20 protein-coding genes are annotated in these 25,303 nt (G+C 44.7%); 9 read left to right on the forward strand and 11 right to left on the reverse strand.

Translation table 11 applies throughout. From position 1 onward, the window contains the following. Nucleotides 1-57 precede the first annotated feature (57 nt). Entirely contained in the window at nucleotides 58-723 is a 666-nt protein-coding gene (locus L870_RS0112990; RefSeq protein WP_028518505.1) for a type II secretion system protein, read from the forward strand. Between the two features lie 74 nt (nucleotides 724-797). On the opposite strand, the gene L870_RS0112995 is transcribed toward L870_RS0112990, so the two are convergent. Then, entirely contained in the window at nucleotides 798-1,220 is a 423-nt protein-coding gene (locus L870_RS0112995) for a hypothetical protein (protein WP_028518506.1), read from the reverse strand. A gap of 208 nt (nucleotides 1,221-1,428) precedes the next feature. Here L870_RS0112995 and L870_RS0113000 point away from each other — a divergent pair, with 208 nt between their 5' ends. After that, nucleotides 1,429-1,920: a GNAT family N-acetyltransferase gene (locus tag L870_RS0113000; RefSeq protein WP_028518507.1), complete on the forward strand. Its 492-nt coding sequence runs from the start codon at nucleotides 1,429-1,431 to the stop codon at nucleotides 1,918-1,920. A 434-nt stretch (nucleotides 1,921-2,354) separates the two neighbouring features. Here the strand turns inward: L870_RS0113000 and L870_RS0113005 are convergent, their stop codons facing one another. The 5 genes from L870_RS0113005 to L870_RS0113025 all read right to left on the reverse strand — a co-directional run bounded on the left by L870_RS0113005 (nucleotide 2,355) and on the right by L870_RS0113025 (nucleotide 9,931). Beyond that, nucleotides 2,355-5,078, reverse strand: a complete 2,724-nt coding sequence (locus L870_RS0113005) for an ABC transporter permease (protein ID WP_028518508.1) — start codon at nucleotides 5,076-5,078, stop codon at nucleotides 2,355-2,357. A 12-nt stretch (nucleotides 5,079-5,090) separates the two neighbouring features. Next, nucleotides 5,091-5,765 carry an ABC transporter ATP-binding protein gene (locus tag L870_RS0113010; RefSeq protein ID WP_028518509.1) on the reverse strand — a complete coding sequence of 225 codons (675 nt, stop codon included), beginning with the start codon at nucleotides 5,763-5,765 and terminating at the stop codon, nucleotides 5,091-5,093. A gap of 288 nt (nucleotides 5,766-6,053) precedes the next feature. Beyond that, nucleotides 6,054-7,268, reverse strand: a complete 1,215-nt coding sequence (locus L870_RS0113015) for a sensor histidine kinase (RefSeq protein WP_028518510.1) — start codon at nucleotides 7,266-7,268, stop codon at nucleotides 6,054-6,056. Then, on the reverse strand, nucleotides 7,244-7,852 hold the full coding sequence (locus L870_RS0113020) for a response regulator transcription factor (protein WP_028518511.1): 609 nt from the start codon (nucleotides 7,850-7,852) through the stop codon (nucleotides 7,244-7,246). The genes L870_RS0113015 and L870_RS0113020 overlap by 25 nt, the downstream gene beginning before the upstream one ends. 399 nt (nucleotides 7,853-8,251) lie before the next feature. After that, a complete protein-coding gene (locus L870_RS0113025) occupies nucleotides 8,252-9,931 on the reverse strand; it encodes a hypothetical protein (RefSeq protein WP_028518512.1) in 1,680 nt (559 codons plus the stop codon). Nucleotides 9,932-10,326: 395 nt separating this feature from the next. Here L870_RS0113025 and L870_RS0113030 point away from each other — a divergent pair, with 395 nt between their 5' ends. Both L870_RS0113030 and L870_RS0113035 read left to right on the forward strand, forming a co-directional pair. Continuing rightward, nucleotides 10,327-11,829, forward strand: coding sequence for a Y-family DNA polymerase (locus L870_RS0113030; RefSeq protein WP_028518513.1), 1,503 nt, complete (start codon nucleotides 10,327-10,329; stop codon nucleotides 11,827-11,829). A 372-nt stretch (nucleotides 11,830-12,201) separates the two neighbouring features. Beyond that, nucleotides 12,202-12,603, forward strand: coding sequence for a YolD-like family protein (locus tag L870_RS0113035; RefSeq protein ID WP_028518514.1), 402 nt, complete (start codon nucleotides 12,202-12,204; stop codon nucleotides 12,601-12,603). A 465-nt stretch (nucleotides 12,604-13,068) separates the two neighbouring features. Here L870_RS0113035 and L870_RS0113040 read toward each other — a convergent pair whose 3' ends face one another. From L870_RS0113040 to L870_RS0113050, 3 genes are all read right to left on the reverse strand, one after another. After that, complete coding sequence (locus tag L870_RS0113040; protein WP_028518515.1) at nucleotides 13,069-13,518, reverse strand: hypothetical protein; 450 nt, start codon at nucleotides 13,516-13,518, stop codon at nucleotides 13,069-13,071. A gap of 140 nt (nucleotides 13,519-13,658) precedes the next feature. Next, complete coding sequence (locus L870_RS0113045; protein WP_028518516.1) at nucleotides 13,659-15,227, reverse strand: hypothetical protein; 1,569 nt, start codon at nucleotides 15,225-15,227, stop codon at nucleotides 13,659-13,661. Then, entirely contained in the window at nucleotides 15,214-15,768 is a 555-nt protein-coding gene (locus tag L870_RS0113050; RefSeq protein ID WP_028518517.1) for an RNA polymerase sigma factor, read from the reverse strand. The genes L870_RS0113045 and L870_RS0113050 overlap by 14 nt, the downstream gene beginning before the upstream one ends. 502 nt (nucleotides 15,769-16,270) lie before the next feature. Here L870_RS0113050 and L870_RS18700 point away from each other — a divergent pair. Then, on the forward strand, nucleotides 16,271-19,600 hold the full coding sequence (locus L870_RS18700) for a CotH kinase family protein (protein WP_051411571.1): 3,330 nt from the start codon (nucleotides 16,271-16,273) through the stop codon (nucleotides 19,598-19,600). 103 nt (nucleotides 19,601-19,703) lie between these two features. On the opposite strand, the gene L870_RS0113060 is transcribed toward L870_RS18700, so the two are convergent. Beyond that, nucleotides 19,704-20,333 carry a response regulator gene (locus tag L870_RS0113060; RefSeq protein WP_028518518.1) on the reverse strand — a complete coding sequence of 210 codons (630 nt, stop codon included), beginning with the start codon at nucleotides 20,331-20,333 and terminating at the stop codon, nucleotides 19,704-19,706. A gap of 168 nt (nucleotides 20,334-20,501) precedes the next feature. Between L870_RS0113060 and L870_RS0113065 the strand changes: the two genes are divergently transcribed. The 4 genes from L870_RS0113065 (at nucleotide 20,502) to L870_RS0113080 (ending at nucleotide 24,539) form a co-directional block, all read left to right on the forward strand. Beyond that, entirely contained in the window at nucleotides 20,502-21,452 is a 951-nt protein-coding gene (locus tag L870_RS0113065) for an ABC transporter ATP-binding protein (RefSeq protein ID WP_028518519.1), read from the forward strand. Nucleotides 21,453-21,454: 2 nt separating this feature from the next. Continuing rightward, nucleotides 21,455-22,588 carry an ABC transporter permease gene (locus L870_RS0113070; RefSeq protein ID WP_028518520.1) on the forward strand — a complete coding sequence of 378 codons (1,134 nt, stop codon included), beginning with the start codon at nucleotides 21,455-21,457 and terminating at the stop codon, nucleotides 22,586-22,588. Continuing rightward, on the forward strand, nucleotides 22,575-23,762 hold the full coding sequence (locus L870_RS17725; protein ID WP_051411572.1) for an ABC transporter permease: 1,188 nt from the start codon (nucleotides 22,575-22,577) through the stop codon (nucleotides 23,760-23,762). The genes L870_RS0113070 and L870_RS17725 overlap by 14 nt, the downstream gene beginning before the upstream one ends. A 228-nt stretch (nucleotides 23,763-23,990) precedes the next feature. Next, nucleotides 23,991-24,539: a hypothetical protein gene (locus L870_RS0113080; protein ID WP_028518521.1), complete on the forward strand. Its 549-nt coding sequence runs from the start codon at nucleotides 23,991-23,993 to the stop codon at nucleotides 24,537-24,539. 67 nt (nucleotides 24,540-24,606) lie between these two features. On the opposite strand, the gene L870_RS0113085 is transcribed toward L870_RS0113080, so the two are convergent. Further along, nucleotides 24,607-25,302, reverse strand: coding sequence for a thioesterase II family protein (locus tag L870_RS0113085; protein ID WP_028518522.1), 696 nt, complete (start codon nucleotides 25,300-25,302; stop codon nucleotides 24,607-24,609). Nucleotide 25,303: the final 1 nt, after the last annotated feature.

A 25,303-nucleotide genomic window follows, 5' to 3' on the forward strand; every position in this document is an offset into this window, starting at 1 on the left:
ACATTTTGTGATATTATATATACATAGAGATAATCCTAAAGGTTAGGAGGGGTATATATGAACGAGCATGAAAACTGCATTAAAACTGATTCAAAATTAAAGGGCTTTACGCTCATTGAGCTTATTGTTGTTATCTGTATTATCAGTGTTCTTGCTGCTATGCTCGTTCCGAGCATTATGGGATATGTAGAGCTTGCAAGAAACAGAGCAGATGTATCTGCTGCAAATGTTGTCTGCAAGGCTATTCAGGCAGAATGTGCTATGGACTCTGACAGAATAGAGTCTTTTACAAAAAATCCGTGGCTTGCAGGTGTTAATGCGGACGGCAGTAAATATGCAGCAGACGATCACGGTTATGTTTATGTCACCCATGATGAAGTCCGTGTCAGCAGCTATGCCATTGCAAAGATACTTGAGGAAAACGGGTATATAACGTCGGCAGGCGAAAATCAGGGCGATATAAAAGAATATAAATATAAAAAGGATAAGTGTAAGGGACTTCTCTGCAAGTCCACAAAGAAATGGTACCGCTATCAGATAAATATAAATTACCGAGATGGTGAGGTACATTTTACATATTCAGCAAATTCAAAGGATGGTGAAACATATAATGTTTCCGGTCAGAGCAGCGGCACCAATTTGCACGATCAGAAAGCATCTGAGATATTTGCAGGTATGATCGGCGGTGAAGCTGACGATATCGTTTCACTTCCAGGATTGTAATTGCCCCAACTTTATTTATATAAAGCCCCCTAATACAAACAAAAAACACGCTTTTGGCGTGTTTTTTGTTTGTGTCAGAATTTTCCTATACTTACCAGCTGAGCGGTAAACATCTTGCATTTTGGGCAGAAGGTTATTGAACCCCGCGTTTTTCTCAGAAGCGTGGAATGACAGCCGGGACATTCGTGTCTGAATTCGATTGTCAGAGTGAAATCCTTCTGGTTTAATGACATTTCCTTTGCTATCTGCACGGAAAACTGTCTGCATTCCATACATTGATACAGATCGGTATCACAGTTGACATACATTTTTTCACGTTCGTTTTTTATGAGCTGCCTGACGGTCTCTCCGTATTTTCCGTAAAGTGCGGCACTGCGCAGTTCTTCTTCTGCTTCTTCGGTCCTCTTTTTATAGTCTTTTGTCATAAGTCTGCCGCCAACGAAAAATTCTTCTTCGTATCCGCATTCGTCGCATTTATACTTGTAAGATGTTCCCATAGTCACCGCTCCTTTCGTATTATATTTTATATTAACACAAGTCGGTAAAAAAATCAAGTATATTATAGCGAGTCCTTTGGCTAAATAGGTATTTTATGCAATACTTGTGTCGATTTTTTATCAAATTCATAGATTTGTATAAGTGACCATTGATTTTTTCAGAGCTGTATGTTATAATGTGATTATAAATTTATATGGGGGTATATGTATGATCATAAGACATATTACTGAAAAAGATGATTATTCAGCCGTCAGAAATATATACGAAAAGAGCTGGAAGTTTGCATATAAGGGGATAATTCCGCAGGATTACCTTGACAATATACCTAAGGAAAAATGGGGCGGCAATATCCTGAAAAACGGAAGGACGGAAATAGGTGCTTTTGAGGGTGACAAGATAGTCGGAACTGCAAGCTTTTGTCCCTCACGCTGGGATAATTTCAGCAGCTGCGGCGAGATAGTAACTATTTATCTGCTGCCTGAGTATATCGGTAAGGGAATAGGCTCTGAGCTTCTCAAAGCCTGTATCGGTGAGCTGGAGCTTCTCGGATTTACGTCGATCCTTATATGGGTGCTTGAGGATAACTACAGAGCTCGCCGCTTTTATGAAAAGCACGGCTTTGTAAATACCGAAGATCACATGAGCTCTGAGATCGGCGGCAAGGTGCTGCAAGAGGTAATGTATATCAGAAGAAAATGATATGCCTCTGAGAAAGCCTGTAATGGCGTTTACGGCACGTTCAATTATACGGGGATAATTCTGCTGATATATTCCTCTGAGCCGCTCCTGATGATTTTGAAGGCTGTCAGGAGATGGCTGACGTTATGAAGTGTGAAAATGCTGCTTCAGCAGTAGTTTATATACTGTTGTAGGGACAATTGTGAATTAGATGTTAACAAAATTTGCATTTCACGCACAAAAACAACATTTCGCGCTTTATATATTGCTTTTGTCACGAAGATGTATTATTATTAATACGTTGCTTGTGATGAGCACAAAGGGCATAATGAGGATGAATGACGTAATGGCTTTCACAGAATTAGTCCCTGTTCGTGCAGGCAGTGTTCCCTCATTGTCTGTACGTTTATATTGCACACAAAAAAGAGCAGTTCGTTATGAACTGCTCTTTTGCTTTATCTGTTTACTGCCTGTGCTATGGACTCGACTTTTTCGAGGCTCTTTGTTGCGGGTATAGTTGACAGGATAGCTATGATGATGTTGAATACCAGTGAAAGTACCACTACTATGATGATAGGCACGATCACCTTGCTCAGCTGTTCGCTCCATACAGGTATAAAGAGCAGAGCGCCGAGGATAGTACCGACTATAGCAGCAGTAGCTGAGAACATGATAGTTTCCATAAGTACGCTCTTACGGAGCTGCTTTCGCGTCATGCCTACGCTTCTCAGCATCATAAGCTCGCGGCTTCTGTTGAGTACGCTGGTGTTTACTGAGTTTATCATTGAGAGTATACCAACCAGCCATATGGATATGAGGAAGGCAAGAACTACCTTGATTATTGCCTTGATGAATGAATTGAGACCTGTTCCTGCGAAATAATCGTCCATTGATCCTGAGATAGTGTGATTTGCACGGAAATCTTCTATTTCTTTCTTTGCTTCCTGATAGTGCTGAGGTGTGCCTTTGAGGCTGATAGAGTAATATGTGTTGAAGTTTGAGGTGTTTTCGATAGGAATGACTATAGCACCGCCGTATCCCTTTTTCAGTTTGCTCGTTGCAGTACCGATAAACTTCATTTCTGTATCTGTACCTACGAATTCGATAGTCGTTTCATTCTGTACAGCAGTAAATTCACGTTCCTTTTTATCGGTATAGTTTTTGAAAACGGATTTAGATGCAACAAGCTCGTCGTAGCTCATTCCTGTAAGCTCTTCAAGCTTTGCGGCTTCATATTCATCACGGTTTATCGACTGTACCGATGCTTTTCTGAAATTTTCGCCTGAGTCGGGATAAGTGCCGGATATAAGCAAAGAGTCTGCATCATCTGAATGTTTGAAGCCCATTAAGCTGTCGAGCTCAATATTGACTTTTTCAAAGACGTTTTTGTCGCCGAAAGCTTTGTTTACTTCGGCAAAAGCATTTTTCGGATCGTCGCTGTAATATTCGTCTATCCAGAAATCGTATACTTCATCGTTATTGATATCTTTCATTTCCTTATAGGTATTGATAGCAATGAGAGATGAGAATGTGAACATGAGTACACCGAGTCCCATTGTGATAGTGGAAACAATGAAACGGCTCTTTGCTGCACCTATATTTTTTCGCGTATAGCGGCGCAGGAATTTCTTGGAGTTGAGGTCGAGCTTCGACTTCGATTTTTTCGGCTTTTTCTTTCCGCGCTTGGGCTTGCCGAAATTAAGTGCCTCGGCAGGTGAGAGTTTTCTCGATGCCCACATTGCCGATGTGTAGGCTGAGATAAGTACAGCTATGAGGCAGAGGAATATTGCAAGTCCGATAAATGCAGGCTTTGCCGAGAATTCAAACATCGGAAATCCGATATTCTTAAAGGAATTTATTGACGAGCGGCATATGAGCAATGCGGTTATTATGCCTAAAGGTATGGCTGTGAAGATGTAGAATATGGCTTCTGCCATAACTACTGTTGCCACTTGCAGCTTTGAAGCTCCCATGACGCGGAGTGCGGCAAAGTGTGTGCTTCGCTCCTGTACTGCCATTTCAAAGGCGTTGTCGATGACAAATCTTGCTATGAACCACGCTATAAGAAGTATTAGCAGACCGGGGACTACAAAGCTTGGGATAATACTGCTTATGGCATCTGAGCTTTTCCATTCAAGGGCAAGGAGCATGGTGTTTGTAGGAACGCCGTATTCCGTTTTGTCATAGAAATCCTTGTTATAGTCAAAGCCCAAATCTGTGAAAAGCTTTTTTACAGCGTCGTCAAAGTCAATGTTGTCGGTGATACGAATATCCATTTGTTTCATATCATCGCCCTCATATATTATATCGGGATTTTTTTCAGATATTTCCGCAAAGCTGAGCTTTTCGCCGCTTGTATTTATTATATCGATGTATTTCTCCGTCGAGTACGATGTGTGCAGGAAGCCTGCTATCTTTATGGTGTACTCCACAGGCTCGCCGTAGGTTATATCGACTATAGGAGTATCATCGAGATAGATGCCCTTGTTGTATGCAAGTAAGTCGCTTATTTTTCTTTTGCAGGCTCTGCTTTGCAGTTCTTCTGAAAGCTCTTCGTATTCTTCATCGTAATAAGTGTATTCTGTACCGTATTTTTCTTTCAGTTCGGAACGAACTTCTTTCATTACCTGTGAGCTTTCATCGAATTTTCCGTTAGCAGGACGTATAGTAAAGGTAACAGTGTCGCCCTCCTTGTAGCCCATATCCTCGAATATTGATGATACATAGATACCCTTGTTTTGGTTTGAATTGGGGATCCCTTCGGTTTCATAGCGGCTTATGAGTTCGGAATTTCCGTCACAGGTGGTTATAGCTGCATTCCTGATCCTATGGCTTGTTTTGCCGTCGGATATTTCAAAGAAATTTGCTCCTAAGCTCTCTGAATCAAAAGAAATGAATTCGGAATTATAATAGCAGTGATCGTCCACAGAGGGGTGACCTTTTACTGTCTCCATAGCTTTTTCGGGATCTTGTGTATGTTCTATCCAGTTTTCAACGTCAAGCTCCCACGAGCCGCCCTCGTCTATTACATAGTTGAGCAGGGTAGTGAAGATGCTGCTTCCGTATGCGCAGACTGTTGCAAGTATGAATGCCGAAAGGGTTATGCACATGAATGTAAGTATCGTGCGGAGCTTTTGTCGGCGGATATATTTCAGTGACAGTGCAATAAGATGTTTCATATCATCGCCTCCTTATTCCGAGAGGACTCCGTCTGTGATGCGGCAGATACGGTCTGCCTGAGCAGCTATGCTGCCGTCATGGGTTATGAGTATGAGAGTCTGATTGTACTTCTTGATAGAGCTTTTGAGGATAGAGATTATCTCGCGGCTGTTTTTGCTGTCGAGATTTCCTGTAGGCTCGTCCGCAAGTATTATTCTCGGCTTATGGATAAGCGCACGCGCAAAGGCTACACGCTGCTGCTGACCGCCTGAAAGCTCGTGAGGGTAGTTGTTGCGCTTGACGTCAAGCCCTGTGAGCTTGAGGAGCTCCTCGAGGAATTCCTTGTCGGTAGGAGTGTTGTCAAGGTTCAGCGGCAGAACTATATTCTCTTCAACATTGAGCACGGGTATGAGATTGTAGTTCTGAAAAATAAAGCCTATACTCTTTCTGCGGTAGGCGGACAGTCCGTTATCGTCCATTGTGGTGATGTCCCTGCCGTTGAAGATTATCTTGCCGCTTGTGGGACGGTCGAGTGAGCCTAAGCAGTTGAGGAGAGTAGTCTTGCCGCTTCCGCTCTCGCCTGTAACGGCTAAGAATTCACCCTGCTTTACTTCAAGGTCTACATCGTTGAGGGCAAGAAAGGCGTTTTCGCCTGCACCGTATTCTTTTTTGAGTTTTTCGGTTTTCAGAATGATGTTGTCGTCCATAATGATACCTCCGTTCCTTATTGTAACTTTAGTTTAACACGGTTATCTTACTGTAATGTTACAAAAATAAAAAAAGCTGAAAATTTTTTCAGCTTTCAGCAGCGTGACGCTGCACCCTTTCTCCGCGATACAGTTAATTAGAATGGCTGATAATGTCCGCGAGAGACAATAAACGAAAGGCGAGCATCATCGCGTGAGTGCGTGACTCTGTTTAATTCGTAGTTAGGAATTCGGAATTTTTGTATGGGACGCCGTCCCCTACAATTCTAAGCACTAACCACTAACAACTCACTCTTTGATAAAGACGAATTCAAAGCGTGTGCCTTTGCCGACTTCCGAATACACCATTATATCTCCGCCGTTGGCGCGGACTATCTTCTGCGCGATAGACATACCGAGTCCCGAGCTGTACATAGTCTTATCGTTGGAGCGGCAGGAGAAGCGTTCAAACAGCTTCGGTATCTCTTCCTGGGGTATGCCCTTGCCGTTGTCGGTAACAGCTAAGGTCAGCATTATGGGATTTTCTTTAAGCTCCAGTGATATCTCCGTACATTCGGAGTGGTCTGCGGAGTTCTTGATAATATTCTCCACAGCCTCGCACAGCCAGCCCTTGTCGCAGCTGAGCTTTATATCCTCGGAGAGGTTCTCGGTAACATTTATGCTTTTGCTTCTGAGAAGCGGTGACATACGCTTTAAAGCTATCCTGCATATTTCCGCAGGAGAATTTGTCTCAATATTGTACTCCACAGCATCTGCATTGAGCTTTGCAAGCTTTATGGCTTCGATGACGAGCTTTTCCATGCTGCTGAGATTGAGCTGTATCTCGTCCGAGAGCTTGTCGCGGTGCTCCTGAGATAAGTCGTCAAGCTCGCTGAGCATATCCGTGTTGAGTCTTACTACGGCGAGAGAAGTCTTTATCTGGTGAGAGAGGTCAGTGAGGAAGTCGCGGAGAAATCGCTGCTCGTTATTGAGCTTGAAATGGAGATTGTTCATTCGGTCTGCCAGTGTATCTGCGGCTTCGGATATTCTTCGCACACAGCCGAGGTCTTCACCGTAAAGCCCTATTTTTCCGTCAGTTTTGTCGGCAGCGTTAAGGCAGTCAGCACGGAGCTTTTCGAGGTCGCGGTATATGCTCATAAGTTCATGTATAGCTATGACGAACCATATCAGCGACAATGAAGCCATGACAGCGAATATGGCAGTGAATACGGTCGTACGCACGGATTTGTAGCTGTGCATTATCGTAGGGGAAAGCTCGCGGTCGATACTGTAGTCGCTGAGCTTTTCCACGGCTCTTGCTATTGCAGCATCATCGGGAGCACCTGTGAATTTTCCGTCGCCTATGGCTGAAAGCTCGGCTGTTATCTGCTCCTTTACTATCTTGTCGGCACAGAGCTTTGAGATGCCAAAAGCCGCTGCTGCGGATATACATATCATAAGCATAAGTATGAGCAGAAGCTTTCGCGGAGCACGGTTGTTTATAAATCGGTCTGTTCTGTCCATTTATAGCCCATTCCTCTCTTGGTGACTATCCTGCCGCTGCCTGTGGTCTTGCTGAGCTTTTCGCGCAGACGGCTGATATTTACCGAAAGGGTGTTGTCATTTACGAAGATGCCCTTGGAGTCCCAGAGATATTCCAGTATCTGTTCACGGGTAAGGTACTGCTCACGGTTGAGCATGAGGTAGCTGAGAAGCTTCTGCTCCACTGCTGTAAGCTCCATTTCGGGCACATCGGGTACTCGCCTGAGATTTGCGCGTATACGTGAGAAAAGCTCACGGAGACGGAAGGGCTTTGTTATATAGTCATCGCCGCCGCTGTCAAGTCCGCGGACTATATCTGCTTCGTCATCGCATGAGGTAAGGAATATGACGGGAGTCTGTATTTTCTTTCTAAGCCGTTTGCAGAGGTCAACACCGCTGCCGTCAGGGAGCATGACATCGAGTATTATCAGGTCAGCTTCGGGTGCACGGAGCTCGGCTGCTGCTGTTGTACTGACTGCAATAACGGTGTATCCCTCGGATTTGAGAGCAAGGGAGATATTGCTGTTGAGGGTTTCATCGTCCTCAACGAGAAGTATGGTGTTCATGTTTTCACCTCAGTCATAAAAGTTGCTTTAATTCTAACATATAATCCGTCAAAAATCAAGATTAGTGTAGGCTTTGCGCTGTAGGGGCTGCCTGTGGCAGTCCGCCGGTGAGTAGTGAGTAGAAAGTAGTGAATAGTAGGGGCACATTCCGTGCGCCCGTTAATCCCGAGGATATTCCTTGTATCGAGAAGCAGCTATCCTTTTGATGATATACGGACGAGTAAGAGTGCGCAGGCTCTGCGCCGTCACGCACTCACGCGATGATATGCGCCTTTCGTTTATTGTTTCTCGCGGATATTATCAGCCATTCTCATTAACTGTATCGCGGAGCAAGGGTGCAGCGTCACGCTGCAAAAAAAGCTGCACCGCGGAGAGTATCCGCAATGCAGCTTTGAATTATCAGTCTCTGTAGATAGAACCGTCTTCGATGCTCTGGAGAACACCTGCACATAATCCCTTCCACTGTTCAACCTCTGCCTCGTCATAGGAGATGACCTTCTTAGCCCATGTACTGCAATGAGCGCATGCATTAGGAGCTGTCTCGCCGTTTTCGAGGATATCGTTTACACAAAGTGAATTTGCGCAGTTGTTGTTATTGATGAAATGCTCAAGGAAGCCGTCAAGCTTCTTATTGTCAACGTAGAGCTTTGGAAGATGCATAGTTCTTCCGTAAGCCATCATAGCCTCGGGCTTGAGCTTATCCATCCATCTCATCTTAGGTACTCCTGGAGGAGGACCGCCCATAGGCATACCCATTGGAGCACCTGCGCCCATAGGTGGCATACCTGCGGGAGGAGCAGTGATACCGTTCTTCTTTGCCCATTCCTCAGGCTCACCGGGTCTTGGAGGTCTGCCTTCCATTACCCACGGAGGAGGTCCACCGGCAGGCATACCCATTGGAGGACCGCCTGCGCCCATAGGTGGCATACCTGCGGGAGGAGCAGTGATACCGTTCTTCTTTGCCCATTCCTCAGGCTCGCCCGGTCTTGGAGGTCTGCCTTCCATTACCCATGGAGGAGGACCGCCTGCCGGCATACCCATTGGAGGACCGCCAGCGCCCATAGGAGGCGTACCCATTGGAGGAGCACCTGCACCTGCTGGAGCAGCACTTGCACCTGCCGTAGGAGCGCCAATACCCATTTTTAGTCCTTCTTTAGCCTGATCGGGACGGGTAGCAATAGTCTTAGCCTGCGGCCAGTTTACAATATCGAGAAGATTTCCGTCGTAGGACTCTTCCATGTAGCCCTTTACCACTCTGTGGAGGAAATCTGTTGTTCTTGTTCTGTCGATAAGCTTGATAGAGAAGTGCTTGTTGCCTGTCTCTTCTGCAAGCTCTCTGTAGTAGTGAACGTCCTCAGGACGAATGAACTCAGCTGTAAGTATAGCAGCAGGGTGAGTTACCTTCTTGTATGCACAGTTTACAAGTGAATAGTCCATTGAGAACAGCTCAGGGTCTGAGTGACCTACGAAGCAGCCGTGTGCTAGACGGAAAGGACATTCTCTGAGACAGAGATTGTTAGCTATTACACGGAGGTGAAGGTCTGTATCCTTGTACTGTGTAAGGAGCTTTCTGAGAAGATCGAACTTTCTGTTGAAGCCGTGATCGAGTGTGATCTCATCAACGCCCCAGTTGCGCCAGTATTCGATATGCTGAATAGTTGTAGGATATGCATAGAGACCGAGTGTTACGAAAACGTCCTTGAATTCTCTCTTTACATACTTGATAAGTATAGGCGAATTAAGAGTAAATGCTCTTATGCCGAGATCGTACATCTGGTGGATAAAATCACGTATCTGCTTGCCTACAACAGGATCGAGCTCGTTCTGATCCATTGACAGCGGATTGATAAGGTAGTTGAATGTGATGTCGCGCTTCTGACATTCCTTTACATAATCAGCAAGCTGATCCATTGAAAAGTCGGGTATGATAGAAGCTGTACGTCCACCCGGAAGTCCGTCAAATTTGAGCTTTCCGAAAAAGCTCGTTATAGCGTGTTTTTTGTCGTATTCATCGACAAAGTCAAAAAGCTTGTAATCGAAATTACAGCCCAGGTCAAATGATATTGAATCCTGATTCATGTTGCACATCTCCCTAAAAATAAGTCAGGACATAACACACGTTGTACGTTAATAGTGTCGTATGCGCTTTTTAAGCGGATATAGGTCGGTCTATATATTTTTTATGTATGCAGAATAGCGGAAAAACAGGTCTTGCCGCAATAGTCCCATATTAAAATTATATCATCTATTTACATCTGTGTCAATAAAACATATGTATTTTATTGAGAGATAAATCAAGTGCAAATTTGTAAAAAATACCCAATTATCGCAAGATGTGATAGTTTGACTATCATATATGCGATAAATATGACATACTAAAAAAGAAACATATTTTCTTTTTTTGTGATCCCTTGACAAGGCTGTCAGTGAAGTGATATAATATAAAAGAACAGATGTTCGATAAGGAGACGGCTATGGAAAGAGTATATATTGCTATTGATCTGAAATCCTTTTATGCTTCGGTAGAATGTGCTGAACGCGGACTTGACCCCCTTGACACAAATCTTGTTGTTGCTGATAAGAGCCGCACCGATAAGACTATATGTCTTGCGGTATCTCCTTCGCTGAAAGCTTACGGTATCCCCGGCAGACCGAGACTTTTCGAGGTGGTTTCAAAGGTCAGAGATGTAAATGATATGCGAAGAATGAAAGCTCCGCGGAGAAGATTCAGCGGAAAGTCGGAGAGCGCAAGCAGGCTTGAGGCAGACCCGTCGCTTGAGCTTGACTATATAACGGCAACGCCGCGAATGGCTCTGTATATTGCTTACAGCACGAAAATATATCAGATATACCTCAAGTATGTAGCTCCTGAGGATATACACGTTTACTCCATCGACGAGGTATTTATCGACGTTACCGCATACCTCGACACTTACGGCATGACTGCCCATGAGCTTGCCATGACTATGATAAGAGATGTACTGAAAACTACGAAGATAACCGCTACGGCAGGTATAGGTACGAATATGTACCTTTGCAAGATAGCTATGGATATAGTTGCAAAGAAAATGCCTGCGGACAAGGACGGAGTCCGTATAGCTGAGCTTGACGAAATGTCCTATCGCCGACTTATGTGGGAGCATCAGCCCCTTACGGATTTCTGGCGCGTTGGCAGAGGCTATGCGGAAAGACTGAAACACTGCGGACTTTTTACTATGGGGGATATCGCAAGATTTTCCGCTTCTGAGTTCGGCGAAAGAGCACTTTATAAAATGTTCGGAGTTAACGCTGAACTTCTCATTGACCATGCATGGGGTTGGGAGCCCTGCACTATTGCCGATGTGAAAAGCTATCGTCCCGAAACAAACAGCATAAGCTCGGGACAGGTATTGCAGGAGGCTACCGAGTGCAGTACAGCTCGGCTCATTACATGGGAAATGGCGGATATGCTGGCTCTTGACCTACTGGGAAAGAGGCTTGTCACCGATCAGCTGACGCTTACTATCGGCTATGACGTTAAGAATTTGCAGAACGAGGATACGAGGCGGAGCTATGAGGGCAAGGTGGTGCTCGATCATTACGGCAGAGCTGTGCCTGCTCACGCTCATGGTACGGTAAATCTTGGTGCGCCTGTATCGTCGTCGAAGCTGATAACCGAAGCTATGATGGAGCTTTTCGACCGTATAGCAGACTGTCGCCTGCTTGTGAGAAGAATAACCGTCAATGCCAACAGGGTAGTGCCTGAAAGCTCGGTCAGGGAAGAGGTCATACAGCTGGACTTTTTCTCTGACCCCGTAGAAAACGAAAAAATCCGCCTACAGGAGCAGGCAGAACTCAGGCGCGAGAAGAATTTGCAGCTGGCTATGCTGAGAATGAAGGAGAGATACGGCAAGAATGCGGTGCTGCGCGGAAGCAACTTATGCGATGGAGCAACTGCGATGTCGCGCAACAGACAGATAGGCGGACACAGGGCTTAGGCAGCGTGACGCTGCACCCTTACTCCGCGATATAATTAATGGGAATGGCTGATAATATCCGCGAGAGACAATAAACGAAAGGCGTATAAAATCGCGTGGCAGCATGACGCTGCACCCTTACTCCGCGATATAATTAATGGGAATGGGCTGATAATATCCGCGAGAGACAATAAACGAAAGGTGTATATCATCGCGTGGCAGCGTGACGCTGCACCCTTTCTCGTCCGTGAGTCATCGAAAAGGCAGCCCCTACAGTGCGTTTATGACGTGTGCATCGGGATCAACGGGCGAACACTGTTCGGCCCTACAATTATGAATTATGAATTGATAAAACTCTCAACTCTAAACTAAATTAAAAGGGGAGGTATAACAATGTCCGGACAGTACGATGATATAATAAATATGCCGCACCATGTTTCAAAGACAAGGGCGCAGATGCCGCGGCGCAACCGTGCAGCGCAGTTCGCGCCTTTTGCGGCTCTTACAGGCTATGAGGACGCTATTGACGAATCCGCAAGGCGTACCGATGCCAAAGCCGAGCTTTGTGAGGACGAGGCTGAAGAACTGAACAAAAAAATAAAGCTCCTCAGAGCGCGTATCGCTTCGGAGCCTCATTGCGAGATAACCTATTTTGTACCCGATAAGCACAAATCGGGAGGAAAGTATATCACCTTTGCGGGAAATGTGCGTTTCATAGAAGAGGTAACGCGGCAGATAGTGTTCTGCGGCGGTATGCGCATACCTCTTGACGATATCATAAAAATATCTCTGTAAAGAGCAACAGCCCTATTCCCGCCCAATCGGAAATAAGACTGTTCTGATCTGCCCTCTTACAAAAGGATTCGGATAGCAAAGGAATTACTTACAATATATCACAAAGACCGCCTATAGTCTTTGTAAAAATGCTCGTTTGTACGATCTCTGCGTGATACTGCATATATCTCTGATATTCGCGCTATCCTGTCGAATATACAGAGAAAAGCAAACCCGAATGCAGGACAGGGGAGTATAGTGCAGAGCCTCCCCGCCTGCGGGTCTGTTGACTGTATTTTGCACCGCCGCAGCGGTGCATCTGCCTGTCTGAAGACAGTATATTAATTTATAATTATAGTGTCTGTAACGTTATATTTCTCCTGCCACAGTATATATCGCCGAGGACAAAGGCGGACGGGAGAGGGACCGTCAGCCTTTGTACACGGAATGTGCCGTTTGCCCCGTGATATAGAAGCTCCCTGTAGCTCATACAAGAGGGGCGGAAGCTTCTTTGGATATCTTGAAAAGAAATTCAAGTGCACATAACTGCTTGGCAGAGAGTGCATATTTGACTTTCGTTGCAGAATCTGCGTGCTTCTGCAACGAAAGTGCGAAATCGAATGATGAAATGTCCTCAAAGGTGCCGTGGAAATAACAGCCGTTCTGATCGGGAACTGTATTTGTGGGAGGGGTAACAGGTTCACCCGGCTGATTATTTCCGCCGCCGCCCTCAGGATTACCTGCAATGTCGGATAGGCTGTGCAGAAAGGATATGCCCGTATATCCAGTATTATCTTGACCTGTCCGTTTTGCGCGGTTTGCACTGTCCGTAGCTCCGCAGCTTTTTACGGCTGACGGGACAGATGTGAGAGACCGCTGCTGCTTTTGACAGCAGCGATAGTCACGATTGGTTTTTCTCCAAATTTTAATATCCATATAGCCTATTTGCTATATCTTAATTATAAATAAAATGTGAATTGATAACAACCTATAAAAGAAATATTTGGTGGACAAAATGAGGGAAAAACACAAAAATTGCCCACACTGACCAAATATTGCGGTCAGTGTGGGGTATTTTAAACATTTGATCTTAGTGTGCTGTACAGCTGTTCTATGGATTGCTCTCCGATTTTGAAGGCATATTGCAGTTCTAAAGCTTCAATATCTATATTTACCTGTAATATACCGTTGTCTGTAAGGTAGATCACGCCCGACAAATGCGCATCATCATATGAAACATAAATGTTATAATACAGTGCAGCGATCAGATTGTTATCGGTTTCGGTATTTAAGAACAGACCTTCTTCTAAACGGGTATCCCTGACAGAATCAAGGAATCCATACAAGCTGTCCTTATCGTTATACCGAGTATATCGCTTTGCTTTATAATCGTAGAATCCTGAAACGGATAGGTTGTTCCAGAAGCCCTGCGTATCAATGATCTCACCGATAGTCTCAGGGTAATATTCATAAGATGCTGCCAAGCGCGATTCATTATTGCTGAACAGTGCTAAACACAGGAAGTCGGGATCAAAATCCATATACTTGTACAGATTGCAAGCGTATCTGTCAGAGCTGCTTCCTATATAATCATGTGCAAGTGCAATATCAGGTATTGTATTTGGCAGAATATCGTATATCGTATGGTTTGCGAATATTTCAGTCGGTATGGTAGTTACCGTTGAGGTCGACAATATCGGCTCAGGGCTTTTAGTTGCAGTTGTTGAATAAGCAGGCACTGTTGAAGTATAAACATTATGTGAGTGCGACATAGACGTATACCCGATCGTTGTCGAATAAGCAGGCCGTGTTGAAGTTGCCATAGTGGTGGAAGTAGCTACAGGGGAATATGTATATACAATTGTAGTTGATGTGTACACACGTGTTGTGTATACAGCAGTGGTTGAAGTGTACACACGGGTCGTGTATACAGCTGTGGTTGATGTGTACACACGGGTAGTCTTTGCGATGGTGGTAGTAGCTACAGGCGGCAGAGTAGTTCTCGATGTAGTGCGGGGAGGAGTCGTAGTCCTCGATGTAGTACGTGTGGAAGTCCTTGTAGCTGTAGTGCGTGATGAGCTTCGTGTAGCAGTTGTAAGTGCCGGATTGCGTGTAGTAGTTGCTGCTCCTGAATGGTAGGAAGTAGTTCTGCTGTGTTGTGCAGAATTATTGCTCGGAGAAGTAATTTCAATGCTTGAAGCAGTTGTCCTGCTCGGATCTGCTCCTGTTTTATTGTCGGAACGTGTGGCAGTCACATTGCTGCCGCCGCTTTGCTTTTCAGCGGTGGTAGTTTTTACGGCGTTTGCTTCGCTTTGCGCAGATACATTTGTGACAGGAGCTGCGGTCGTAATGATATTATCTGTTGATGCTTCAACTGTAGCTGTTACTGCGGCATTATTGTCGGAAGCAGCTTCAGTCGTTGTTACGATAGGTTGAGGCAGGCTGTAATCCTCCTTGTTTGGAGAAGGTTTGATATTTCTCAGCATACCGCTGTTCCATATGCCTATGCCTACAGCTATCATTATGCAGCAGCTGAGGGCTATAGCGGCATTTCTGAATATCACAGCCTTTTTACGCTTCTTTTCTTCCAGATATTTATCTCTGCGCTGAAAAACATTATTGGCTATCTCTTTATAGTCTTTCATACTCAAAGCCCTCCTTTTCAAGCTTTGATCTCAGCGCAAGCTTTGCTCTGTAGAGGAGATTTTCGATCTGACGGTTGCTCTTGTGCATTACCTTTGCAGCCTCAGAATTGCTCAGCTCTTCAAAATATGTCAGGTATAAGACCTGCCTGTAATCGGAGCTGAGAGTCTCCATAGCTCTGTGGAGCGAGATCTTTTGTTCTTCCTTCAGATAATCCCTTTCGATATTCCGCTCATCGGAAATATCATAGTATTCATCTGCGGGAGTGTCGGAAATACGTGCCCTTTTACGCAATGCATCTATAGCCACATTGCGGGCGATGGTGTAAAGCCATGTTTTGAAAGTGCATCTCCCTGAAAATTTAGGTTTTTTGACGGAAAGCTTGAAGAAGGTATCTTCCATATACTCTTCGGCAAGACTGAGAGAGCCTGTTATACCGTTGAGATAGAGGATAAGACCATCTTTATAATCGCGGATCATGTCCACTAATCCGTTGTCGTCACCGTCAAGGTAACGGCGGTAGCTGATTGCACCGTTATCCATGGGCTCCCCCTTTCCATAGGAATGACCTCTCACTACTTAGACGTTTGGAGAGGACTATTCTCTCATATAAATTATCAATTAACAGTATATACAAATTAAAATGCTGTTGATATGTGACATAGCTATGATATCACATATTCGGCATACAGTCAAGAGGAATGAGCAGAAACGAGCGGCAGACATTGGCTGAAAATGTTTCTGAAATGCTGTGATGTAACTTTTTGTGTTTTTTCCATTTCTTGCGGACTTTTTATATTTTGTTCAGTTTTTGCTTTCTTGGTTAAGCTAATTTGTGCATAATGATATATTGAATATAATAGAAAACAGCGTAATATCGCGGTGCCGGAACATATTACAGACAGCATAATAAGAACATTTTATTAAGATTACTTTAAGATTATTTTAAGAATGGAAATATATGATACAGGTATGATAAACATGTGAAAACGGCGTTAAGCCGCAAATTACGAAATATGAAAAATCACAAGATGGAGGGAATATTATGTCTAAGAAATCAGCAAAAAGAACCTGTGCGGGTATAATGAGTCTCGCAATGCTGCTTGGCACAGCAGGAGTTTTTCCTGTAGCAACGGCTTCAGCAGCTTCAGGCGTAACTATCAATGAGGTTTGTCCTAAGAATACAACATATGCTGCTCCTGACGGACAGATGTATGACTGGGTAGAGCTTTACAACAACTCAGGCAGTCCTGTGGATATCAGCGGCTGGGGACTTACAGATAAAGCAGATAACCCATACAGATTCACTATCCCGTCAGGTACGGTGATCCAGCCTAATACAGGCAAGGTATTCTTTTGCGACGGTACAGCAGGTGAGACAAACGCTTCTATTGCTCCTTTCGGACTTTCAACAAGCGGTGAGACTCTCACACTTACAGATGCTTCGGGCAATATCGCTTCACAGATAACATTCGAGGATATGGCAAAGGACACATCCTATGGTCAGTATCCTGACGGCAGCGGCGAGTTCTACGTTATGAGCACAACTCCGGGCAAGAACAATGCTGCTCCCGAGGGCTCAAATGCAGTAAGGACTCCTTCCTTCTCTGCTGAGAGCGGTTTCTATGACAACAGCTTCGCACTTACTCTTGATGTTCCGCAGGGAACTACAGTTTACTATACAACAGACGGCAGTGACCCTACAACTGAGTCTGAAAAGTACACAGGCGCTATCACTGTAAAGGATATGACAAGCGAGCCTAATAAGTACAGCGCAAGAACAGACGTTACAGCTTATACCGATATCCTTGCTCCTGATGAGGGCGTACTCAAGGCAGCTGTAGTTCGTGCTATCGCTGTAGACTCACAGGGCAGATCAAGCAGCATCGTTACAAAGACATACTTTATAGGTTCAGCTAATGTTGAACGCTACAGAAATATGAAGGTCATCTCTCTCGTTACCGACCCTTCAAACCTTTTCGATTATGAAAAAGGTATTTACGTAACAGGTAAGGTATACGACGAAGGCGGCACAGGCATGGGCAACTGGGGCAACTGGGGCAACATGGGTAACATGGGCAACTGGGGCAACCAGCAGGGCAATCAGGGCATGAACTGGGGCAACCAGCAGGGTCAGAACGGTGACGGTCAGAATGCCGGTCAGCAGGGCGCTTTCAATATGAACGACTTCATGGGAGGCAACCAGAATAATGGTGATGCTCAGCAGGGCGGCTTCAACATGGGCAACTTCAATTTTGGAGGCAACCAGAACGGTGACGCTCAGCAGGGCGGCTTCAACATGGGCAATTTCAACCTCGGCGGAGCAGGCGGTCCTGTAGTAACTTCTGACGAGGAAGAAGCTGATACAGATGATACAGTATTCAACAGCATCAGCCTTGACAGCATAGATGCTCCCGAGATACTTGCAGACGGTGACGAACAGCAGCAGGGTGCCGTTGCAGGCGGATTCGGCGGCTTAGGCGGTCAGGCCGGTGGAGACAACGGCGGCGCAGCAGGCGGCTTCGGTGGATTCGGAGGCTTCGGCGGTGACGGCGGCGCAGGTGGCGCAGGCGGATTCGGCGGCTTTGATATGGGCGATATGGCATTCATGTCACAGGCTAACTACAACCAGAAAGGCGCAGAATGGGAGCGTCCCGCAAATATCGAGATCTTTGAGAACGGCAAGAGCGTAGTTTCACAGGATGTAGGCATCAGAACAAAGGGTGCTGCTTCACGTGCATGGCCTCAGAAGAGCTTCAACATCTTTGCTCGTCAGGATTACGGCAAGAGCAGCGTAGAGTATGATCTCTTCGACGGTGAGGCTACAAAGGCTAAGAACAACAAGGTGATCGATACATTTGACGGTTTCACCATCAGAAACGGCGGTAACGACAACATGGCAGGCTTCTTCCGTGATTCTATCGCACAGTCACTTGTTACCGACAGAGATATGGCTACACAGGCTACAAGCGAGTGTATCCTCTTTATTGACGGTGAGTTCTGGGGCATTTATCAGCTCATGGAGAAGTATAACTCAGATTACTTCAAGTCACACTATGGAATAAAAAAGAATGATGTTTGCTTTATCAAGAACAATTCTCTTGAGGACGGCAACGATCAGGACCTCAGCGAATGGAACAATCTCCTCGGCAACCTTTCAAGAGTTGATATGACTCTCGATGAAAACTATCAGAGAGCTTGCGCAGAGCTTGATATACAGAGCTTTATCGACTATTTCGCAGCTCAGATCTACTGGGCTAACCACGACTGGCCAAATAATAATACAGGTGTATGGCGTTCAAATGCTGTAGATCCTGAAAATCCATATGCAGACGGCAAGTGGAGAATGGTACTGTTTGATACAGAGTACAGCTCTAACCTTGCTGACAAGGTAAGCGAGACAGGTCCTACCTACAACAGCTTCAATCAGGCTGCCGGCGGCGGCATGGGCGGCTTCGGTGGATTCATGGGCGGAGGCGGAAGTCTCAGCGGTGCATTCTCAAACCTTATGAAGAACCCAACATTCAGACAGCAGTTTGAGCTTACATTCATGGACCTTGCAAACTACAACTTCGATACAAAGAAGACTACAGAAGCTATCAACTATTACAGAGGCTTCAAGCAGCAGATCCTTGATACATACAAGAGATTCCCATCTTCAAAGCACACTCACAATGAGCAGACATTCGAGCAGGATTATCAGCTCCTTGAGACATTCTACAACACAAGATACGGCAACGTTACAAGTCAGATGAAGACATATATGAACCTCACAGGAAGCCTTGCTACAGTTAATGTAAGCAACGACAGCAGCAAGGGCTCATTACAGCTCAATACTATCAAGTTTGATGACTCTATGAGCACATGGAGCGGTAAGTACTTCACAGACTTCCCTGTAACAGCAACAGCTTCTCCTAAGGACGGCTATGCTTTCGATCACTGGGAGGTAACAGGTGCTACAGTTTCAGATACAACTTCTGACACTATCACAGTTCCTGTAAGCGAAGGCGTTACTATCAAGCCTGTATACAAGGTTGGCAGCTCTGAGCCAAAGGTAACAACAACCACAACAAAGACTACTACAACTACAACAAAGATAACCACAACTACTACAACATCTGCACAGCCTACACAGTTCGTAAATGTAACTCTCAGCGGCGATGCAAACTGTGACGGTCAGGTAGACCTCTCTGACGCTGTTATGATAATGCAGGCTCTTGCAAATCCTAACAAGTACGGTGTAAATGGTAATGACAAGAACCATATTACAGAACAGGGTGCTGCAAATGCAGACGTTGATAAGAAGAGCGCAGGTCTTACTGCAAACGATGCTCTGAAGATACAGGAGTATCTCCTTGGAAAAGGTTCTCTCTAATTAATTACTTTACTATACGCGAAAGGGCTGCACGATAATGTGCAGCCCTTTCGTTTGTATCTGTAGACATAAATAAAGGGCGGATACTATCCGCCCCCTACTTTTATATGCCTTTTACTTCTGTATAATAGTATACTGCAAGCTGAGTCCTGTCGCGGAGCTCAAGCTTGTCAAGGAGATTGCTTATGTAGTTGCGGATAGTGCCCTCGCCGAGGAAGAGCTTGCCTGATATTTCCTTATTGCTCAGTCCCTCTGCAACAAGCTCCATTATCTCGCGCTCCTTGTCGCTGATACCGTGAGCAGCAAAGTCATAACGCTCCTTGGGCTTCATAAGCTCGGGGAGCTTGTTCATTATGGTATTGCCGTAAACGCTCTGTCCGCCCATGACAGTTTCAAGTGCTGGGACTATGCCGTCAAAATCCTGTTTGAGAATATATCCCTTTGCGCCCATATTCAGTGCTTTGATGATATACTCATCGTCCGAGAAGGTGGTGAGATAGAGTATCTTAGCGTCGGAGAACTCTTTCAGTATTACCTCGCCTGCTTCGATACCTGTCATGCCCTCCATGCGTATATCCATAAGTATAACATCAGGTCTGACGTTCCTGTAGAGCTCTATTGCTTCCTTTCCGCTTGAACCCATAGCAGCAACAGTGACCTTGCCCGAGTTTTCAAGTATAGTCTTTAACGACAGAGCTACGAGCTTGTCGTCATCTATTACGATAATGTCCATAACTGCTCCTTTATGCCGTGATCTTTTCATTATTATATCATAGCGACACAGTTTTTTCAAGTACACAATGTGACAAATGTCATATGCAAAAACTGACTCCAGACACTACAAAAAGCTTTTCAGCTGAGGTATAATGATTACAGTAAAACACAACAGGGAGGATTTACCATGGAAAATACAGTTATAAAAATAAATAATCTGGTTAAACGCTACGGCGATCTTATCGCACTGGATCACCTTGATCTTGAAATAAAACAGGGGGAGGTATTCGGACTCCTCGGACCTAACGGCTCGGGCAAGACCACTACAATAAACTGCCTGCTTTCACTTCTTTCCTTTGACAAGGGTGATATAGAGATATTCGGGAAGAAGATGACTCCCGTAAGCTATGATATCAAAAAGGAAATAGGCGTTATCATGCAGAACGTTACTGTTTTTGAGGAGCTTACGGTGTATGAGAATATTGATTATTTCTGCGGACTTTATATCAAGGACAAGGCAAAGCGCAGGGAATATGTTGAGGAGGCAATAAAGTTCGTAGAGCTAGGGGATTTCAGAAAGTTCTATCCGAAAAAGCTTTCTGGCGGACTTCTCCGCAGACTGAATATCGCCTGCGGTATCGCGCATAAGCCCAAGCTCATAATCCTTGACGAGCCTACAGTTGCAGTTGATCCTCAGAGCAGAAACCGTATCCTTGAAGGAATACAGGAGCTCAACAGAAACGGTGCTACAGTCATCTACACCTCGCACTATATGGAAGAGGTGGAGCAGATATGCACACGCATAGCTATCATGGACAAAGGCAGAAAGGTTGCTGAGGGTACTAAAGACGAGCTGAAGCGTATGATAAAGAATACCGAGACTATCACTATCGAGATACTTGATATACCTGATAATATCGCAAAAGAGATAGCTTCACTGCCTCATGTATACGATACAGATATCAGCAGCGGCAAGCTCACAGTTTACTGCTCGGGCGGTAAGCATAATCTTACAAGAGTACTTGAAGTGCTTCAGAAGAATGAACTCAGCTTCGGCAGAGTATACACAGAGCTTCCGACACTCAATGACGTATTCCTTGAAATTACGGGCAAAGCTCTCAGAGACAAGGAGGATTGAATATGTTCGGACACATTCTGAAATATGAGCTGAAAAACGGTCTGCGCACAAAAGACCTTATCATATGGCTCATACTCTTTCCCATAATTCTCGGTACCTGCTTCAAGATAGCTTTCGGAAGCATTTACGAAAAGACCGAGAAATTCAGTTCAATCCCCGTTGCCATAGTTGAAGAAAGCGAAAATGCCGCTTTCAGACAGGTCATTGAGGGCATTGAAAAGGCAGATGAGCCATTCCTCAAAGCAACCTTTGCGGATAAGGAAAAGGCTGAAAAGATGCTTGATGACGGCGATATAGAGGGCATAATCTTTACTTCCGATGATATCAGCCTTACAGTAAAGGAAAAAGGCATACGCGAGACAATGCTGAAATCCTTTATCGAGCAGTATAAAGTCCGTGAAAAAATAGCTATGGACGCTATAAATACTGCTCCCGAAAAGGCTCAGGAGGTAATCGCTTCACTCACATCAGAGACAGCTTCTTCATGCAGGGAGATACCTCTTACACAGGGCAATCCCGATATGTATATACAGTATTTCTACAACCTCATCGCTATGGTCGCAATGTTCGGCTGTATAACAGGTATGCATATCACTATACAGAATCAGGCAAACCTTTCACCTCTCGGCGCAAGAAACAACTGCTCACCTGCACCGAAATCAATAAATATACTTGCTTGTCTTACAGGAAGCTTTATCCTTGAGACCATATGTATGGTAATATGTGTTACTTATCTTGCATTCATTCTCAAAATAGATTTCGGCGACAGACTGTGGCTGGTTTACCCCTCGGCAATACTCGGCGGTATCACAGGTGTTTCCTTTGGATTCTTTGTTGGTTCGCTTGCTCGTGTAAGCGAAAAGGCAAAGGGTGCGATACTTGTTTCCATATCAATGCTGCTGTGTTTTTGCAGCGGTCTGATGATGGGCAATATGAAGGCTGTTATTGCAGAAAATATACCGTGGTTCAATAATATCAACCCCGCAGCAGTAATTTCCGACTGCTTCTACTGCCTCAATATCTATGAGGATTATGACCGTTTCATATCAAAGCTCATAACTATGGCAGCAATATCCGTTATGTTTATAGTTCTTGGCTTTGTGACTTCAAGGAGGAAGAAATATGCAAGTATTTAAGGCTATGTTCAAGGTAATGAGGAGCAGGCTTCCCTCAGCATTAATATATATCGTCTGCTTTTTTGCCATATCGGCGATAATTGCAAATGCTTCCACTAAGGAAAACAAGTTTGAAGCAAGCAGGCTCGGTATAAGCATATTCGATGAGGACGATACTCCTGAAAGCCATGCGCTGACAGACTTTTTAAAGAAAAGCAATGATATAGTTGAAATAGAAAATGACAGGGATATTATCATAGATTCACTTTACTACAAAAGAATTGATTATGCACTCATAATCAACAAGGGCTACGCTGAAAGGATCAAAGCAGGGGACACATCAGAGCTTTTCGGCAGCTATCACATGGACGATAGTTTTTCCGTGGTATATATGGGACAGGTGCTTGACGAGTACGTTAACTCCGTAAAGGCTTATATCAGTATGGGCAAGACCTTTGATGAGGCTGTTACAAGCACCGAAGAGGTAATGTCTCAGAATGCAGAGGTAAATATGTTCAGAGCAGACAATGGCGGCAATTCGCACTTCAGCGTTGATTTTGCAGGATATTTCCAGTATATGCCGTATATACTCATATCTATCATAATCAGTGTTGTGAGTCTTGTGCTTGTCACTATGAACAAGAAGGATATACGCTACCGCACAAGCTGTTCATGTCTGAAGGAGTCCTCATATACATTCCAGCTTTTCCTCGGAAGCTTCCTGTTTGTATTTGTTATATGGATCCTGTTTATGATAGCAGGCATGATACTCAACAAGGAGGTTTACACAGGAAGAGCGTGGTATGCAGTTCTAAACAGCTTCATATTCTCGATAGTTGTCGGCACAATGGCTGTGCTTGTTGCAAGCTTTGAGCCAAAGGACAATGTACTCAACCTTATAACTCAGGTGCTGGGACTGGGCATGAGCTTCTTCTGCGGTATATTTATCCCTGTGGAGGTCCTTAGCGACAAGGTGCTTTCTGCTGCAAGATTCCTGCCTGCTTACTGGTATGTAAGAGCAAATAACATGATAGCTGACATCACTCAGTTTGACTTAAATGAGGTAATACAGTGCTATCTGATACAGTTAGGTTTTGCAGCAGCTATGGTGATAATCACCCTGCTTGTCCGCAAGGTAAGGTACAGCGGCGCAGCTATTGGTACTGCCGTAAAAAAAGCAGCAGCTGAGCATTAAAATACCGATTTGATAGCAGCATAAATGGCGCACATGATTGTGCGCCATTTATTTGTATGACCAATCATACTTAAATAGTGACAAATGTCACTATTGCAATGACATTTGTTATCTATCATTTTATGGGACAGTGTGATAAAATGAAAATACAATGATATTTCGGAACATAAACGTTCAGTGCGTGAAACGTTTTAAAATATACTATATTATTTTTAAGGAGGGTCTTATATGAAAAAAATTATGAAAAAAACATTATGCTTATTATCAAGTACAGTTCTATTATGCGGATTAACAGCTTTACCCGCAGGCGCTAAAAGCTTGGATCCTGAAAATTCAGTACAGTTAGAACCCGATTTAAAACCGCTGACAGGTCATACTTTTAATCCTTATAAAAATACAGAGTTCGTTCTGAAGCAGAATAAGTTCAATATAAAGCTTGGCGAAAAGGCTGTTCTTGAAGTCGGAAAGGAATACAAGCTGATAGATGAAGCTTATTCCGGACTGCGGCTTGACAAAATCATTTTATCAATGGACAAGATAGACCTGCTGAGGCTCAGATTTCAGTGGTATGACGAGAACGGTCCTATCGAGGGGGCTACATCATATACATATAATGCCTATACTCCGGGCAAATATTTCTGCGTTGCAACCATGATAGGACATTTATGGATAACTGATACGGCAGCTGTCAATGTAAGGATACTTCCTCCGATCCTTGATCCTGTTTTTAGACCCGAGCCGACGATCCCGAGCAAACCGGGGCCATTACCTATTTAATGAAGAAAAGATATAAAAGTGTTCAATGAGGATAAAATAAGGGCGGAAATTATCCGCCCTTGTGATTTTATATATGCAGTTTTTCTTTGATTATGCCGCAGATCTCTTCCTTATGCTGCTGGAAAAAGAAGTGACCGCCCGAAAAGGGATAGGTCTTGCAGCTACCGTCGGTAAATCTGCTCCAGCTGTTCATGTCAACGCTCTGCATGAGAACGTCCTCAGTGCCGTATAGCACAGTGACATCACAGGGGAACTTAACTTCCTCGGGAGAAGCGCTGTAGCGCTCAGCCATACGCACGTCTGTACAGAGTATGCGGTTAAGAGTACGCATGAGCTCCTCATCGGGAACGGGAGCGTTTGAGGAAAGAGAGTTAGCTGAAAAGTAATCAACTATCTCCTCGTCTGTGGCTTCAAGAATATTCTCAAAGCAGTGTACGTCCTCGTCGGGAGGATTTTTTCCCGAAAGGAAGATGTGACAGGGCTGGGGGAGCCCCTTTGCCTTTATCTGACGGATAAATTCCGTCACAAGGACTGTACCCATGCTGTGACCGAAAAGCGCATATTCACCTGTAATATATTCGGAATGCTTTTCTATGAGATCTGCCACACAGTCGGGTACATTGTCTATGAGAGGCTCAGCGGAGCGTGTGAAGCGCCCTGAGAGCTCCATAGGCACTACGGTAAGATCCTTTGGCAGAAAGCGCTTGAATGAGCTGTAGCTCTTTGCAGAGCCGCCTGCGTGCGGAAAGAAGAATAATACCATA

It is taken from the genome of Ruminococcus flavefaciens ATCC 19208 (genome assembly GCF_000518765.1).
Lineage (GTDB): Bacteria > Bacillota > Clostridia > Oscillospirales > Ruminococcaceae > Ruminococcus > Ruminococcus flavefaciens.

What these genes read in the sequence shown, in the direction of transcription:
- L870_RS0113050 (WP_028518517.1), bottom strand. Translation starts at nt 15,768, where the DNA reads ATGGATAACGGTGCAATCAGCTACCGCCGTTACCTTGACGGTGACGAC.
- L870_RS0113025 (WP_028518512.1), bottom strand. Translation starts at nt 9,931, where the DNA reads ATGAATCAGGATTCAATATCATTTGACCTGGGCTGTAATTTCGATTAC.
- L870_RS0113030 (WP_028518513.1), top strand. Translation starts at nt 10,327, where the DNA reads ATGGAAAGAGTATATATTGCTATTGATCTGAAATCCTTTTATGCTTCG.
- L870_RS0113065 (WP_028518519.1), top strand. Translation starts at nt 20,502, where the DNA reads ATGGAAAATACAGTTATAAAAATAAATAATCTGGTTAAACGCTACGGC.
- L870_RS18700 (WP_051411571.1), top strand. Translation starts at nt 16,271, where the DNA reads ATGTCTAAGAAATCAGCAAAAAGAACCTGTGCGGGTATAATGAGTCTC.
- L870_RS0113070 (WP_028518520.1), top strand. Translation starts at nt 21,455, where the DNA reads ATGTTCGGACACATTCTGAAATATGAGCTGAAAAACGGTCTGCGCACA.
- L870_RS0113045 (WP_028518516.1), bottom strand. Translation starts at nt 15,227, where the DNA reads ATGAAAGACTATAAAGAGATAGCCAATAATGTTTTTCAGCGCAGAGAT.
- L870_RS0113040 (WP_028518515.1), bottom strand. Translation starts at nt 13,518, where the DNA reads ATGGATATTAAAATTTGGAGAAAAACCAATCGTGACTATCGCTGCTGT.
- L870_RS0113000 (WP_028518507.1), top strand. Translation starts at nt 1,429, where the DNA reads ATGATCATAAGACATATTACTGAAAAAGATGATTATTCAGCCGTCAGA.
- L870_RS0113010 (WP_028518509.1), bottom strand. Translation starts at nt 5,765, where the DNA reads ATGGACGACAACATCATTCTGAAAACCGAAAAACTCAAAAAAGAATAC.
- L870_RS0113005 (WP_028518508.1), bottom strand. Translation starts at nt 5,078, where the DNA reads ATGAAACATCTTATTGCACTGTCACTGAAATATATCCGCCGACAAAAG.
- L870_RS0113035 (WP_028518514.1), top strand. Translation starts at nt 12,202, where the DNA reads ATGTCCGGACAGTACGATGATATAATAAATATGCCGCACCATGTTTCA.
- L870_RS0113020 (WP_028518511.1), bottom strand. Translation starts at nt 7,852, where the DNA reads ATGAACACCATACTTCTCGTTGAGGACGATGAAACCCTCAACAGCAAT.
- L870_RS0112995 (WP_028518506.1), bottom strand. Translation starts at nt 1,220, where the DNA reads ATGGGAACATCTTACAAGTATAAATGCGACGAATGCGGATACGAAGAA.
- L870_RS0112990 (WP_028518505.1), top strand. Translation starts at nt 58, where the DNA reads ATGAACGAGCATGAAAACTGCATTAAAACTGATTCAAAATTAAAGGGC.
- L870_RS0113060 (WP_028518518.1), bottom strand. Translation starts at nt 20,333, where the DNA reads ATGGACATTATCGTAATAGATGACGACAAGCTCGTAGCTCTGTCGTTA.
- L870_RS0113080 (WP_028518521.1), top strand. Translation starts at nt 23,991, where the DNA reads ATGAAAAAAATTATGAAAAAAACATTATGCTTATTATCAAGTACAGTT.
- L870_RS0113015 (WP_028518510.1), bottom strand. Translation starts at nt 7,268, where the DNA reads ATGGACAGAACAGACCGATTTATAAACAACCGTGCTCCGCGAAAGCTT.
- L870_RS17725 (WP_051411572.1), top strand. Translation starts at nt 22,575, where the DNA reads ATGCAAGTATTTAAGGCTATGTTCAAGGTAATGAGGAGCAGGCTTCCC.
- L870_RS0113085 (WP_028518522.1), bottom strand. Translation starts at nt 25,302, where the DNA reads ATGGTATTATTCTTCTTTCCGCACGCAGGCGGCTCTGCAAAGAGCTAC.